The sequence below is a fragment of the Streptomyces sp. NPDC017529 genome (assembly GCF_044329785.1).
Classification (GTDB): Bacteria; Actinomycetota; Actinomycetes; order Streptomycetales; family Streptomycetaceae; genus Streptomyces.
In genome coordinates, this window is sequence record NZ_JBIRJY010000005.1 from 418,318 (window position 1) to 433,030 (window position 14,713).

At 73.2% G+C, this 14,713-nt stretch carries 12 protein-coding genes; 7 read left to right on the plus strand and 5 right to left on the minus strand.

The window, feature by feature from the left end; translation table 11 throughout:
• The first annotated feature begins 60 nt into the window (after window positions 1-60).
• From eat to ACH4K4_RS15755, 3 genes are all read left to right on the plus strand, one after another.
• Window positions 61-1,533, plus strand: a complete 1,473-nt coding sequence (gene eat, locus ACH4K4_RS15745; protein WP_398167706.1) for an ethanolamine permease — start codon at window positions 61-63, stop codon at window positions 1,531-1,533.
• Window positions 1,534-1,584: 51 nt separating this feature from the next.
• Window positions 1,585-2,280 (plus strand): gamma-glutamyl-gamma-aminobutyrate hydrolase family protein, encoded by a 696-nt coding sequence (locus tag ACH4K4_RS15750; RefSeq protein ID WP_398167708.1) that lies wholly within the window; start codon window positions 1,585-1,587, stop codon window positions 2,278-2,280.
• Between the two features lie 180 nt (window positions 2,281-2,460).
• A complete protein-coding gene (locus tag ACH4K4_RS15755; protein WP_398167710.1) occupies window positions 2,461-2,997 on the plus strand; it encodes a hypothetical protein in 537 nt (178 codons plus the stop codon).
• A gap of 12 nt (window positions 2,998-3,009) precedes the next feature.
• Here the strand turns inward: ACH4K4_RS15755 and ACH4K4_RS15760 are convergent, their stop codons facing one another.
• A complete protein-coding gene (locus ACH4K4_RS15760; protein ID WP_398167711.1) occupies window positions 3,010-3,957 on the minus strand; it encodes a LysR family transcriptional regulator in 948 nt (315 codons plus the stop codon).
• A 70-nt stretch (window positions 3,958-4,027) separates the two neighbouring features.
• Between ACH4K4_RS15760 and ACH4K4_RS15765 the strand changes: the two genes are divergently transcribed.
• A complete protein-coding gene (locus tag ACH4K4_RS15765) occupies window positions 4,028-5,203 on the plus strand; it encodes a TDT family transporter (RefSeq protein ID WP_398167712.1) in 1,176 nt (391 codons plus the stop codon).
• Here ACH4K4_RS15765 and ACH4K4_RS15770 read toward each other — a convergent pair.
• The 3 genes from ACH4K4_RS15770 to ACH4K4_RS15780 form a co-directional block, all read right to left on the minus strand.
• Entirely contained in the window at window positions 5,175-5,918 is a 744-nt protein-coding gene (locus tag ACH4K4_RS15770) for a helical backbone metal receptor (protein WP_398167713.1), read from the minus strand. The two genes, ACH4K4_RS15765 and ACH4K4_RS15770, sit on opposite strands and share 29 nt — an antisense overlap.
• 119 nt (window positions 5,919-6,037) lie before the next feature.
• Window positions 6,038-8,635 (minus strand): ABC transporter permease/substrate binding protein, encoded by a 2,598-nt coding sequence (locus tag ACH4K4_RS15775; protein ID WP_398167715.1) that lies wholly within the window; start codon window positions 8,633-8,635, stop codon window positions 6,038-6,040.
• Window positions 8,628-9,836 carry a glycine betaine/L-proline ABC transporter ATP-binding protein gene (locus tag ACH4K4_RS15780; RefSeq protein WP_398167716.1) on the minus strand — a complete coding sequence of 403 codons (1,209 nt, stop codon included), beginning with the start codon at window positions 9,834-9,836 and terminating at the stop codon, window positions 8,628-8,630. Before ACH4K4_RS15780 ends, ACH4K4_RS15775 begins: the two co-directional genes overlap by 8 nt.
• A gap of 243 nt (window positions 9,837-10,079) precedes the next feature.
• Here ACH4K4_RS15780 and ACH4K4_RS15785 point away from each other — a divergent pair, with 243 nt between their 5' ends.
• Window positions 10,080-10,994, plus strand: coding sequence for a 5'-3' exonuclease H3TH domain-containing protein (locus ACH4K4_RS15785; protein ID WP_398168023.1), 915 nt, complete (start codon window positions 10,080-10,082; stop codon window positions 10,992-10,994).
• A 49-nt stretch (window positions 10,995-11,043) separates the two neighbouring features.
• Window positions 11,044-11,898: a siderophore-interacting protein gene (locus tag ACH4K4_RS15790; protein WP_398167717.1), complete on the plus strand. Its 855-nt coding sequence runs from the start codon at window positions 11,044-11,046 to the stop codon at window positions 11,896-11,898.
• 397 nt (window positions 11,899-12,295) lie between these two features.
• Here the strand turns inward: ACH4K4_RS15790 and ACH4K4_RS15795 are convergent, their stop codons facing one another.
• The gene (locus ACH4K4_RS15795; RefSeq protein ID WP_398167718.1) at window positions 12,296-13,777 is read right to left on the minus strand and encodes a PLP-dependent aminotransferase family protein; all 1,482 of its coding nucleotides are present in this window, start codon (window positions 13,775-13,777) and stop codon (window positions 12,296-12,298) included.
• Between the two features lie 28 nt (window positions 13,778-13,805).
• Between ACH4K4_RS15795 and ACH4K4_RS15800 the strand changes: the two genes are divergently transcribed.
• On the plus strand, window positions 13,806-14,690 hold the full coding sequence (locus ACH4K4_RS15800) for a methyltransferase domain-containing protein (RefSeq protein ID WP_398167720.1): 885 nt from the start codon (window positions 13,806-13,808) through the stop codon (window positions 14,688-14,690).
• The last annotated feature ends 23 nt before the right edge of the window (window positions 14,691-14,713 follow it).

A 14,713-nucleotide genomic window follows, 5' to 3' on the forward strand; every position in this document is an offset into this window, starting at 1 on the left:
GCGGCCAAACCTTTGATGCGCTTCCCCCCACCCACCCCCTCGGCGAGGCAGGAGCGGCTCATGGCCGACAGCACCGATCCCCGCACCGCACCGCCCTCCCCCACCGCGGGCGGCACCCCCGCACCGCACGACGCGTACCTGGAGCGGCGCGCCCTGCGGAGCGGCAGCGCCGGCCCGCTCCTGCTCACCGGCCTGGGCGTCGCCTATGTCGTCTCCGGCGACTTCTCCGGCTGGAACAACGGTCTGGCGCACGGCGGATTCGGCGGCCTGGCGATCGCCGCCGTCCTCATGGGCCTGATGTACACCTGCCTGGTCTTCGCCCTCGCCGAACTGGCCTCCGTCCTGCCGACGGCCGGCGGCGGCTACGGCTTCGCCCGCCGCGCGCTGGGCACCTGGGGCGGTTTCCTGACCGGCACGGCCATCCTCATCGAGTACGTGCTCGCGCCCGCCGCGATCGCCATCTTCATCGGCGACTACGCCGAGTCCCTCGGCCTGCCCGGGCCGGCCTCCGGCTGGCCCGTCTACCTGGCCTGCTTCGCGGTCTTCACCGGCATCCACCTGTGGGGCGTGGGCGAGGCGCTGCGCTTCAGCCTGGTGGTCACCGCCGTCGCGGTCGCCGCGGTCGTCGTCTTCGCGTTCGGGGCGCTCAGCGACTTCCACGTCGGCTCGCTGGACGACATTCCCGTCGACTCCGGTGCGTTCGGGGCCAATTCCTGGCTGCCGTTCGGCGTCCTCGGCATCTGGGCGGCGTTCCCGTTCGGCATGTGGTTCTTCCTCGGCGTCGAGGGCGTGCCGCTGGCCGCCGAGGAGGCCAGGGACCCGGCCCGTACGCTGCCGAAGGCGATGGCCGCCGCGATGGGCATCCTGCTGCTGCTCGCCCTGGTCACCTTCGTCGCCGCGACCGGCGCCCGGGGTTCCGCCGCCCTCCAGTCCGCCGGCGACCCGCTGGTCCAGGCGCTGCAACCGCGCGGCGAGCCCACCACCGTCTCCCGCATCGTCAACTACGCGGGCCTCGCCGGGCTGGTGGCATCCTTCTTCTCCCTCATCTTCGCCGGTTCCCGGCAGCTGTTCGCCCTCTCCCGGGCCGGCTACCTGCCCCGCTTCCTCTCCCTCACCAACCGCCGCAAGGCCCCCTACCTGGGGCTGCTGGTCCCCGGCGCGCTGGGCTTCGCGCTGGCCGCGGCGACCGGCGACGGCGCCCGCATGCTCAACATCGCGGTGTTCGGCGCCACGATCTCCTACGCCCTGATGGCGCTCTCGCACCTCGTGCTGCGCCGCCGCGAACCGCGGCTGCACCGCCCGTACCGCACCCCCGGCGGCGTCCTGACCTCGTCCGCCGCCTTCGTCCTCGCCTGTGCCGCGCTGGTGGCCACGTTCCTCGTCGACAAGGAGGCCGCGTTCATCGCCCTCGGTGTCTACGCCGTCGCGCTGGCCTACTTCGCCTTCTACTCCCGGCACCGGCTGGTGGCGGCGGCGCCGGAGGAGGAGTTCGCGGCGCTGGCGGCGGCCGAGGCGGAGCTGCGACGCGACTGACCACCGCCGCCGGAGGCGGTACCCCGCACCTACACACACATCGGAGGCCCAGTGGCCCAGTCACTCCCCCTCATCGGCGTCACCACCTACCTCACCGACGAAGCCCGCTGGGGCATCTGGTCGCTGCCCGCCGCCGTGCTCCCGGCCGGCTACCACCGCCTCGTACAGCGCTCCGGCGGCCTCGCCGTCCTGCTGCCGCCCGGGGATCCCGGCACCGCGGCGGCGGTCGTCGCGCGCCTGGACGGGCTGGTGATCGCGGGCGGCCCGGACGTCGAACCCGCACGGTACGGAGCCGAGGCGGACCCCCGTACCGACCCGCCGGCCCGCGAACGGGACGCCTGGGAGCTGGCCCTGATCGACGCCGCGCTGCGCGCGCGGCTCCCGCTGCTCGGCGTCTGCCGCGGCCTTCAGCTGCTGAACGTGGCCCTCGGCGGCACGCTCGTCCAGCATGTCGACGGCCACCGGGGCCCCGTCGGGGTCTTCGGCCACCACGAGGTCAAGCCGGAGCCGGGCACCCTCCTCGCCGAGCTGCTGCCGGAGGCGGTGTCCGCGCCGACCTACCACCACCAGGCCGCGGACCGCCTCGGCCGCGGCCTGCGGCCCTCGGCCTACGCGGCGGACGGCACCATCGAGGCCCTGGAACTCCCGGAGGCGGATCACTTCGTGCTGTCCGTCCAATGGCATCCGGAGGCCGGGGACGACACCCGCCTGATGGACGCGCTGGTGAGGGCGGCAAGCGGTTTCTAGAAGCCCCCCGTATGGCTGCAAATTGCGTCGGCAAACCCACACGATTCGGCGATGTCATCCCCGCCGGAACCCTGGATACGCTCGCTGCACCGGCGCTGACCTGCGTCAACGCCGCGGAGCTTCGCCGTGCGCGGCAAAGCCCGGCCTCGTGCTGTCCTTCCGACGGAAGTGGGTTCCGCCATGACATACCGACGCCACCTGAAGTCCGCCGCCGCCGTGGGGTTGTCCTCCGTGCTGGCCCTCGGCTTCCTCACCCAGTACGGTTCCGCCGCCGTGGCCGCCCCCAGGCAGTGTGCGGGCAGCGAAAACGACTTCATCCAGGCCCCGCAGGAGGGCGGGAGGGCACCGTTCGAGCTGTCCAAGCCGTACACCCAGGACGGCACCAAGGTACGGACCGTGCAGTTCAACGCGGGCAACTCGATGACGGTCGTGCCGACGAACTCCTCCGCGACGGCGGACGGATTCTGGTTCTTCGAGGCGCCGAACGGCAGCCATCCCGCCAAGAAGGGGGTGGTCACCTTCGTGACGCGGGTGTCCATGCCCGACGGGTCGCGGTACCAGACCGTCTTCACCGTCCCGGTCGCGGTCTGCAACCCCCAGAACCGTCAGCGGCCCACCAACGTCTTCCAGATCAGAGGGGACCGCACACTCACCTACACCGCCCCCGACGGCAGGACGGCCACCGCCGCGGACGCGGCGTACCAGGCCGACCGCTGACCCGATCCGCGGTCACGGCAGGGCCCGGGTCAGCCCCAGCAGGTGGCGGGCCGGGCCCGCCGGGCGGTGGCCCGCCGGCCAGACGGCGCGCAGGTCGCGGCCGAAGCGCGTGCCGAGGACGGGGACCTCGACCAGCCGCCGGGCCGCCAGTTCCTCCCCCACGGCCAGTTCGCTCAGCACCGAGGGGCCCGCGCCGCTGACCGCCGCGGCCTTCACCGCCGTCGTGGAGGCCAGTTCCAGCAGCGGCGCCGCCAGTCCCCCGTGCCCGGCCAGTGCCGCGTCCAGGACCTGGCGGGTGCCGGAGCCGCGTTCGCGCAGGATCAGCGGCGTCGCGGCCAGTTCGGCCGGCGTCAGCTGCGTACGGCGCCGGGCCCAGGGGTGGGACGGCGCGGCGACCACCACGAGCCGGTCGTGGCCGACGACCGCGCCGTCGAGTCCGGCGGGCACGTGCAGCCCCTCCACGAACCCGAGGTCGGCCTCGCCCGCGAGGAGGCGTCCGGCGACCGCGGCGGAGTTCCCGGCCAGCAGGGACACGGCGGTGCCGGGGCGCTGGGCGCGCAGGGCGATCAGCCAGCCGGGCAGCAGGTACTCGGCGATGGTCATGCTGGCGGCGACCCGCAGCCGCGAGTCGCGCTGCCCCCGCAGCGCCTGCGCGCCCGCGTCGAACGCCTCCGCGGCCTCCACCACCCGCCGCGCCCAGTCCGTGACCAGCGCTCCCGCGTCCGTCAGCCGCGAGCCGCGCGGCGAGCGCTCGACGAGGGCGACGCCCAGCTGCTGTTCCATCGAGCGGAGCCGGCTGCTCGCGGCGGGCTGGCTGATGCCCCGCTCGCGCGCCGCCCGGCCGAGACTGCCGAGCCGGGCGACGGCGAGCAGCAGTTCCAGCGCGCCGAGGTCGGGCACGCGGTGCGAGAGCGGGGTGGCCGCACCCGCCTCGGATCGCTCTTCGTTCACACTGGCCATAACCCCACCTTATGTCCCCATAGGTACGAGGCCCCTGGTGGGCGGCGGCGTCCCCGCCGACTCTGGGACCATGGCAACCCTGACGCAGTCCCCGGCGGATTCCGGCCCCCGCACCTCCACCCGCTCCCCCGGCGCGCCCCCCGCGCTGCGCCACCTCGGCCCCAACTGGTACGCCGCCGTCATGGGCACCGCCATCGTCGCCAACGCCGGCGCCGCCCTGCCGCTGCACTCCCCTGGCCTGCGCGGCGCGTACGTCGCGGTCTGGGCGCTCTCCGCCGTCCTGCTGGCGGTCCTGCTGGCCGCCCGTACCGCGCACTGGCTGCGCCACGGCGACCAGGCGCGGCAGCACCTCCTGGATCCCGCCGTGGCGCCGTTCTACGGCTGTCTGGCGATGGCGCTGCTGGCGGTCGGCGGCGGGACGCTCGCCGTCGGCCCCGACGTGCTCGGCGAGCGGGCGGCCGTCGCCGCCGACGCGGTCCTGTGGTGCGCCGGTACGGCGATCGGGCTCGCGGCGGCCACGGCGGTCCCGTACCTCATGGTGGCCCGGCACCGGATCGAGGCCGGCGCCGCCTCCCCCGTCTGGATCCTGCCGCTGGTCGCGCCGATGGTGTCGGCCGCGCTCGGGCCCGGCCTGGTGCCGCACCTGCCGGCCGGGCAGTGGCGGGAGGCGATGCTGCTCGCCTGCTACGCGCTGTTCGGGATGTCGCTGCTGGCCACCCTGCTGGTGCTGCCGCTGGTCCTGGCCCGGCTGATCCACCACGGCCCGCTGCCGCTCGCGCTGACCCCGACGCTGTTCCTCGTCCTGGGGCCGCTCGGCCAGTCCACGACCGCCGTGAACAACCTCGCCGACGCCGCGCCCGGCACGGTGGGCGCCGGGTACGCGCAGGCCATGAGCGGCTTCGCGCTGCTGTACGGCGTGCCGGTGACGGGCTTCGCGCTGCTGTGGCTGGCGCTGGCGACGGCGCTGGTCGTACGGGCCTTCCGGGCCGGGATGACGTTCTCGATGACCTGGTGGGGGTTCACCTTCCCGGTCGGCACGTGCGTGACGGGCGCCGCGGGCCTGGCCCGGCACACGGGGCTGACGGCCTACACCTGGCTCGCGGTGGGGCTGTTCGCCGTCCTGGTGGCGGCGTGGCTGGTGGCGGGCGTGCGCACCGCCCTGGGCCTGGCGCGCGGTCAGCTTCTGGCGCCGCCGCGGGAGAAGCCGGTGGCGGCGGTCAGCGCGCCGCGTCCAGCGCGGCCCTGAGCACCCCGGGCGCCTCGGCCAACGACGGCCCGTACCAGGTCAGATGGCGCCCGCTGACCAGCGCGGACGGCAGCCCCGGGAACGCCTCGGGGCCGTCGTCCGCCGTGAAGCGGTACGGCTCGTCCGGCAGCACCACCAAGTCGGCGCCGCGCCCGTTCAGCTCGTCGACCGGGATGCGCGGGTACCGGTCGGCGTGGTCCGCGTACAGGTTCGTCACACCCAGACGGGCGAGCAGGTCGCCCGCGAACGTGTCCCGGCCCAGCACCATCCAGGGCCGCCGCCAGATCGGCACCACCGCGCCGCGCGCGTCCGCCGTCCCGGCCCGTACGTCCCGCCAGGCGTCCGCCGCGTCGTCCAGCCAGCCGGGCCTGGGCAGCCGGCAGCCGCGCACCAGCACCCGGTCCAGTTCGCGCAGCGCCTGGTCCAGGTTGCGGATCTCGGTGACCATGACGTCCAGACCGGCGGCCCGCAGCGCGCCGAGGTCGGGGGCCCGGTTCTCCTCCTCGTTGGCGAGGACGAGGTCGGGCGCGAGGGCGGCGATGCGGGCGGTGTCCGGGTTCTTCGTGCCGCCGAGGCGCGGGACGTCCAGTCCGGCGGGGTGGCTGCACCAGTCGGTCGCGCCGACGAGCAGTTCGGGCGCGGTGGCGGCCACGGCCTCGGTGAGCGAGGGCACGAGGGAGACCACACGCGGGGCGCGGCGCTGACCGGTCGTCATCACCCCACCGTACGCGGGCGGGGCCGCGCCCGACGCACAAAGCCCCGTCCCCGGCCGTACAGCCGGGGGCGGGGCCCGTGCGGTGCGTTCGGCGCCTCACTTGCGGTGTGTTCGGCGCCTCACTTCACCGGCGCCATCTTGTCGACGATGCCCGGGTGGGCTTCGATCCACTTCTCGACGCCGTCGTTCTCGTGGCCCTTGCCGGCGTCCTGGATCTCCTTCTCCAGGCTGCCCAGCTCCTCGGGTGACATCTTCCAGTTCTTCAGCCAGCCGTCGAACTCCGGGAACTTCTCCGGGAAGCTCTGGTGGCCCAGCGACTTGATCTGGTTGTTGTCGCCCCAGGTGTGCCGCGGGTCGGCCAGCTTGGTCAGGTCGTACTTGCTGTACGCCCAGTGCGGCGACCAGAGCACGACCGCGACCGGCTCCTTCTTGGCGTAGGCGCGGTCCAGCTCGGCCAGCATGGAGCTGGTGCCGGCCTCGGTGACCTGGAAGTCCTCCAGGCCGTACGCGGGTGCGACGGTGTCCTTCAGGCGCTTCATCTCGCCGGTGCCCGGCTCGATACCGATGATCTTGCCCTGGAACTCGTCCCGGTGCTCGCGCAGGTCGTCCAGCGTCTTGACGCCCTTGACGTAGGACGGCACCGCGATCTCCAGCGACGTCTTGTCGTACCACGCGCCGAGGTCGACGAGGTCGTTCTTGTACTGGTCCCAGTACTGCTTCTGCGCGACCGGCAGCCAGGCGTCGAACTCGACGTCGATCTGCCCGCTGGACAGGCCGGTCCACATCGGGCCGACGTCCAGGTTGCGGATGTCCGGCTTGTAGCCGCGCTTCTCCAGGACGTTCTTCCACAGGTACGTGGTGGCGATGCCCTCGTCCCACGCCGGGTAGCCGATGTTCGGCGCGGCGCCCGCGTCCTTGCCCTTGGCGTACGTGGCGTTCGCGGAGGGGGCGAACTTGTCCACCAGGCCCGGGTTCTTCTTCAGCCAGCTGCGCACGCCGTCCTGCTCGTGGCCCTCGCCGGCGCTCTTGACCTCGTTCTCCAGGCTGGTGAGCTGCTTCTCGTCCAGGTGGAAGTTCTTCATCCACCGGGCGACCTCGGGCTCGTCCTTGGCGAAGCCCTTGCGGCCCAGCAGGTGCAGGCCGTCACCGGAGCCGAAGGAGCTCTTGGGGTCTTCGAGCTTGGTGAGGTCGTACTTGTCGTACGCCCAGTGCGGCGACCACAGCGTGACGGCGATCGGCTTCTTCGCCGCGTACGCGCGGTCCAGCTCGGTGAGCATGGACGCGGTGCTGGACTCGGCGACCTTGTACTCGCCCTCCAGGCCGTAGTCCTTCAGGACCTTGTCCTTGAGGATCTTCATCTCGCCGGCGCCCGGCTCGATGCCGGTGATCTTGCCGCCGAACTCGCCCGCCCTGCCCTTGAGGTCGTCGAGGGTCTTGACGTCCTTCATGTACGACGGGACCGCGATCTCCAGCGAGGTCTTGTCGTACCAGGCGCCGAGGTCCTCCAGCTTGTCCTGGTACTTCTTGTAGTACTCGGCGTGCGTGGTGGGCAGCCAGGCGTTGGTCTGCACGTCGATGTCGCCGCGGGCCTGCCCGGTGAACAGCGCGCCGGCCTCCAGGGCCTGCGCCTTCGGCTTGAAGCCGCGCTGTTCGAGGATCTCCTTCCACAGGTACGTGGTGGCCTTGCCCTCGTCCCAGTTGACGTACCCGAGGGTGATCGGGCGGCCGCCGCCGTCGGTCTTGGTGCCTTCCTTGCCGAAGACGTTCAGGCCGCCCGCGACCAGCGCGAGCACGACCACGCCGACCATCGCCACGGACGTGCCGGGCTTCCAGTACAGGAACTTCGCGCCGCCCAGCGCCGCCTGCGCCTTGGCCAGCGCGCGGCGGCCCAGCGGCGAGACCCGCTCGTTGAGGGCGCCGGTCATCCGGTCCAGGTACATGGCGAGGATGACGACGGCGAGACCGGCCTCGAAACCGAGGGCCACGTTCACGGAGCTGACCGCGTTGTAGACCGACGAGCCCAGGCCCTCGGCGCCGACCATGCCGGCGATGACGACCATGGACAGCGCCAGCATGATGACCTGGTTGATACCGGCCATGATCGTGGGCAGCGCCAGCGGCAGCTGCACGCGGAAGAGGGTGCGGCGCGGGTGCGTACCGAACGCCTCCGCCGCCTCGACCAGTTCGCCGTCGACCTGGCGGATGCCCAGCTCGGTCATGCGCACGGCCGGCGGCATCGAGAAGATGACGGTCGCCACCATGCCGGGCATCACGCCGATGCCGAAGAAGAGGATGCCGGGGATCAGGTAGACCATCGCCGGCATCGTCTGCATCAGGTCCAGGACCGGGCGCAGCGCGCCGCCGACGGCGCGGTTGCGGGCCGCCCAGATGCCCAGCGGCACCGCCACGACGATGGTGATGATGCAGGCGACGAGCACCAGCGACAGGGACTGCATGGTGGCGTCCCACTGCCGGACGGAGTCGATCAGCGCGAAGCCCGCGAAGGTGAGGACGGCGGCCGGCAGGCCGCGCAGCCACCAGGCGAGCACCGCGAAAATGCCCATCAGCAGGAACGGCTGCGGGGCGGTCAGGACCGCCTCTATGCCGTTGTACATGTCCGTCAGGACGTGCGAGACGAAGTCGAAGAGCCAGGTGAGGTGGTGGCGCAGCCACTCGACGCAGGTGTCGGCCCAGGAACCGACGTTGATCCTAGGCACCGGCGGTCACCTTGCTCTCGGGCTTGCCGCCCGCTTCGCCTCGCGGCCCGTCCCCGGCGGCACCGCCGGAATCCCGGACGGCTGCTTCCTCCGGAGCCGGCGCCCCGGCCGCCTTCGCCTCCCGGCCCCCGGCGGACCCGCCGTCGCCGAGCACGGACAGCAGCCGCTGCGCGGGCACCGCGCCGACCAGCTCGCCGTCCGCGCCGGTCACCGCGACCGGCACGGAGCCGGTCGAGCACGGCCCGAACAGCTCCGCGACCGGCGTGTCCCGGTGGACCGTGGCGGGCGCCGCGGCCAGCAGGTCGGCGGCCGTACGCAGCTCCGTACCGTCCTCCGCCGTGCCGCCCAGCACCTCGTCCGCGTCGACCATGACGGCGCCCGCGGTGAGCACCCGGGAGCGGTCGACGTCCTGGATGAAGGAGGCGACGTAGTCGTTGGCGGGGGTGAGGAGGATGTCCTCGGCGCTGCCGGTCTGCACGATCCGGCCGTCGCGCATGACGGCGATCCGGTCGCCGAGGCGCATCGCCTCGTTCAGGTCGTGGGTGATGAAGACGATGGTCTTCTTCAGCGTCTTCTGGAGTTCCAGGAGCTGGTCCTGCATGTCGCGGCGGATCAGCGGGTCCAGCGCGCTGAAGGACTCGTCCATCAGCAGCAGGTCGGCGTCGGTGGCCAGCGCGCGGGCCAGCCCGACGCGCTGCTGCATGCCGCCGGACAGCTCGTCAGGCCAGGACTTCTCCCAGCCCTTGAGGCCCGCGAGGTGCAGTGCCTCGGTGGCGCGCTTCTCGCGTTCCGCGCGCGGTACGCCCTGCACCTCCAGCCCGTACGCCGCGTTCTCCAGCACACTGCGGTGCGGGAAGAGCGCGAAGTGCTGGAAGACCATGGAGATCTTTTCGGAGCGGACCTTGCGCAGTTCCCTGGCGCTCAGCGAGGTCAGGTCCTGGCCGTCGAACCGGACGCTCCCGGAAGTCGGCTCCAGCAGCCCGTTGAGGGTTCGCAGCAGCGTGGACTTGCCGGATCCGGACAGACCCATGACGACGAATATCTGGCCCTCGTCCACGGAGAACGACGCGTCGATCACCGCGGCGGTCGTGCCGTCGGCCCGCAACTCGTCGCGGCCGGCGCCGCCTTCGAGCCGTCGTACCGCGTCCTCGGGTCGTCTCCCGAACACTTTGTACACGTGTTCGGCTTGCAGCCTGGCCACATACACCTCTCGAATTAACCGAAGTACGACCCGTCTCCCCCGTTGGCAGGTCGTGGCGCGGCGCGGGTCGGGCCCGCCGTTAACCGGTGGAAATGTTGAATTTCCACCGGTCCGCTCCGGCCGCGCGCCTGCCCCCTTTCGCCGAGCGCAAACACGTCAGTGACATCCCTCACAACCGCACCGGCCCGCGCCCGGCGCCGCACCACGGGGTGCGGCATCATTCGGGGTGTGACCCGACGCCTGATGCTCCTCGACACCGCCTCCCTCTATTTCCGGGCCTACTTCGGCGTGCCGGAATCGGTCAGGGCCCCGGACGGCACCCCGGTCAACGCGGTGCGCGGACTGCTCGACTTCATCGCCAGGCTCGTCCAGGACCACCGGCCCGACGACCTGGTGGCCTGCATGGACTTCGACTGGCGTCCGCAGTGGCGGGTCGACCTCATCCCCTCCTACAAGGCGCACCGGGTCGCCGAGGAAGCCCCGGCCGGCTCGCCGGAGCCGGACGAGGAGGAGATTCCGGACACCCTCTCCCCGCAGGTCCCGGTGATCGAGGAGGTGCTCGACGCGATCGGCATCGCGCGGGCCGGCGCGGCGGGGTACGAGGCGGACGACGTCATCGGCACGCTCACCGCGCGCGCCGCGGGCCCGGTGGACATCGTCACCGGCGACCGCGACCTGTTCCAGCTGGCCGACGACCGGCGCGGCATCCGCGTCCTCTATCCGCTCAAGGGCGTCGGCACCCTCCAGATGACGGACGAGGCACTGCTGCGCGAGAAGTACGGCGTGGACGGCCGCGGCTACGCGGACCTGGCGCTGCTGCGCGGTGACCCCAGCGACGGGCTGCCGGGCGTGCCGGGCATCGGCGAGAAGACCGCGGCGAAACTGCTGGCCGCCTACGGGGACCTGGCCGGGATCATGGCCGCCGTCGACGACCCGGCCGCCAAGCTCACCCCCTCGCAGCGCAAGCGGCTGGCCGAGGCGCGCCCGTACGTCGAGGTGGCACCGAAGGTGGTCCGCGTCGCCACGGACGTGCCGCTGCCGGACGTGGACCCGGCGCTGCCCGGCGAGCCCGCCGATCCGGAACGACTTGCGGCACTTGCGGAGCAATGGGGACTTGGTGGCTCATTGCAGAGGGTTCTCACGACGCTGCACGGTTGAGCTGTTAGGTTAGGTATACCTAACAATGATCGTGTCAGGGGAGAACGTCGTGGCAACAGAGCGTCCGGCCCGCAAGAAGCCCAAACTCCTTCACGCGCAGGTACTGCGCACCGAACAGCTCACGCCGCACATGGTGCGGGTGGTGCTGGGCGGCGACGGCCTGGCGGAATTCTCGGCGGGTGACTACACCGACCACTACATCAAGCTGGTCTTCCCGGTCCCCGGCGTGGACTACCCGCAGCCGCTGGACATCGCGGAGATCCGCGCCGCCTTCCCCCGCGACCAGTGGCCCAGGACGCGTACGTACACGGTGCGCAGCTGGGACCCGGACGCGCGGGAGATGGCCGTCGACTTCGTGGTGCACGGCGACACCGGCCTCGCCGGGCCGTGGGCGGCACAGGCCCGCCCGGGCGACGAGGTGCCCTTCCTCGGCCCCGGCGGCGCGTACGCCCCCGACGCCGACGCCGACTGGCACCTGCTCGCCGGCGACGAGAGCGCGCTGCCGGCCATCGCCGCCTCCCTGGCCCGCATGCCGGAGAACGTACCCGTACACGCCTTCATCGAGGTCGCGGGCCCGGAGGAGGAGCAGAAGCTCGAAGCCCCGGCCGGCGCCGAGATCACCTGGCTGCACCGCGGCGGCGCGCCGGTCGGCGAGCGCCTGGTCGCGGCCGTGCGCGCGCTGGAGTTCCCGGCGGGCCGGGTGCATGCCTTCGTGCACGGCGAGGCCGGCTTCGTGAAGGAGCTGCGCGCCCTGCTCCGCGTCGAGCGCGAGATCCCGCGCGAGGCCCTGTCGATCTCCGGCTACTGGCGCCGCGGCCACGACGAGGACGGCTGGCAGGCGTCCAAGCAGGTCTGGAACCAGCAGGTCGAGGCCGAGCAGGAGTCCGCCCCCGCCGCTTCCTGACGCGTACCCGGGGTTCGGCGACCGGGCGCCGCGGGTACGTGAACTCCGGGCGCGGACCGGGGAACGGACACCGCGCGGCGCTCCCGCCCCGCGTTCCGCGGCCGCGTGGCCGGGACCGTACGGCTCATGGCGGGACGGCGCGTCTCCGTGCCGAGCGGTGGCCTCCGGTCCGTGGAACCTGGGATTCCAAGAGCGGAAAAGGGTTGCGGGCAGCGCCGGCTGCCGCGCCTGCGCGCCCCCGGCGGCGCTCCGCCGCGTCGGCGCCGCGGAACCGGGGACACCCACGGCGTGTCGGACCGGCACAAACGCGCCGCGCGACACGCCGTACGAGCCCGGCGCACCCCGGTTGGACGCGCCCCGCCCGTACCGTACGGCCTGCCCGACGGGCGGCACACGCTCACGCCAGCACGCTCCCGATGACCGCCACCCCTTCCGCGATCTCGGTCGCCGTGCTCGCGGCGTAGCCCAGCACCAGCCCGGGGCGTCCCGGCCTCTGGCGGGTCCACGACAGCGGCTGCGCCTTGACGCCCCGGGCGAACGCGGCCGCCGCCAGGTCCGTGTCGGCGAAGTCAGCGTCGAAGGTGATCGTCAGGTGCAGGCCCGCCGCCGCGCCCTGCACGGCCGCGCCGGGCAGGTACGTACCGATCGCCCGGATCATCGCGTCGCGGCGCGCCCGGTGCCGCTTGCGCAACTGCCGCAGCCGGCGCTCCAATTCACCGGTCTCCATCAGGTCGGCCAGCACCAGCTGGGGCAGCCCGGCGTTCCCCAGGTCGGTGAACCGCTTGGCGTTCACCAGCGCGCCGTGCAGCTCCGGCGGCGCGACGACCCAGCCGGTCCGCAGCGCGGGCGCCAGCAGTTTCGAGACGCTCCCCGCGTAACAGACGTGCTCGGGCAGCATCGAGCGCAGCGCGGGCACCGGCGGCCGGTCGTAGCGGTGCTCGGCGTCGTAGTCGTCCTCGATGATCAGGCCGCCGCCGTCGGCCGCCCAGCGCATCAGTTCGCGGCGCCGCCCGCCGCCGAGCACCACCCCGGTCGGGAACTGGTGCGCCGGCGTGACCACGACCGCGCGGGCGCCGCAGGCCCGCAGGTCGTCGACGCGGATGCCGTCCGCGTCGACCGGCACCGGCGGCGTCCGCATCCCCCAGTACCGCAGGTGCTGGCGGGCGCCGAGCGACCCGGGGTCCTCCACCGCCACCTCGTCGAGCCCCCGGTCGCCCAGCACGCGGGCCAGCAGGCCGAGCGTCTGCGCGGTGCCGGAGACGATCAGCACCTCGTCCGGGCCGACGGTGATGCCGCGGTTGCGCGCCAGCCACTTCGCGACGGCGTGCCGCAGCTCCGGCGCGCCGCGCGGGTCCCCGTAACCGAAGCCGGTGGCCGCGAGCGAGCCGAGGACCCGGCGCTCCGCGCGCAGCCACGCCGCGCGCGGGAACGAGGCCAGGTCGGGCGTGCCGGGGCTGAGGTCGATTCGGGCCGGTGCCGCCCGCACCGTGTCGAAGACGTCATCGCCGGGTTCCGCGGTGAAGACCGCGTCCGGCGGCAGCCGGCCGGCCGGACGCGCGGGCGCCGGCGCCGCCGCGACGACGGGAGCGGCGACGACGACCGTACCGGCGCGGCCGCGGCCGACCGCGTGCCCGTCCTCGATCAGCCGCTGGTACGCCTCGGTGACCACGCCCCTGGAGACCCGCAGTTCCTCGGCGAGCGTACGGGTGGCGGGCAGCCGGTCGCCCACCGCGAGGCGGCCGTCCGAGACGGCGAGCCGCAGGCGCTGCGCCAGCCAGTCGGACAGGCCGCCCGCCGGGGCGTCGGCGGCGTTGAGCTGGAGGAAGTCGGACCCGGATGTTTTGGACCGGTCTGCTGGAACGTCTTTGGACCTGGGCACCGGACCATTGTGGGGCCAGAGTGACGGTATGAGAACGTCAGCAACAGCGACGGACCAGCCGGCCGGCGCCGGGCACGGCCACCGGTCCCCCGCCCCGCCCGCAACAGGCTATGTGCACGGGTATTCGGACCACGAGGCGCGCCGGCTGACCGACCAGGCGGACACCCTGGCAGCGCTCCTGCACGCGGGCACGGCGTACCCCGCGGGCAGCCGGGTATTGGAGGCCGGGTGCGGGGTCGGCGCCCAGACAGCGCACCTGGCCGCGTCCAGCCCGGGGGCACACATCACCGCGGTCGACATCTCCGCCGATTCGCTCGCCCAGGCCCGCGCCCGCCTCGCCGCCCGTCCGCACGCGGCGACGGTGCACTGGCAGCAGGCCGACCTGACCGACCTGCCGTACGACGACGCCTGCTTCGACCACCTCTTCGTCTGCTTCGTCCTGGAGCACCTGCCCGATCCCGGGCAGACGCTGGCGGACCTGCGGCGCGTACTGCGGCCCGGCGGCAGCATCACCGTCATCGAGGGCGACCACGGGTCGGCGCTCTTCCACCCGGACAGCGCCCACGCCCGCGCCGCGATCGGCCACCAGGTCCGGTTGCAGGCCGCGGCCGGCGGCAACGCGCTGCTCGGCCGGGAGGTGCAGCCCCTGCTGACCGGCGCCGGATACGAGGAGGTCGCCGTGTCGCCGCGTACGGTCTACGCCGACGCGACCCGGCCCGGACTGGTCGACAGCTTCACGCGCGCCACGTTCATCGCGATGATCGCGTCGGTGCGGGACGACGCGCTGGCCGCCGGGCTGACGACCGAGGCCGACTGGGAGCGCGGCATCGGCGACCTGCGCCGGACCGCGGACGCCGGAGGAACGTTTCACTACACCTTCTTCAAGGCCACCGCCGTCAACCCGCCGGCGTAGCCCACCGAAGCCCCGCACGCCCG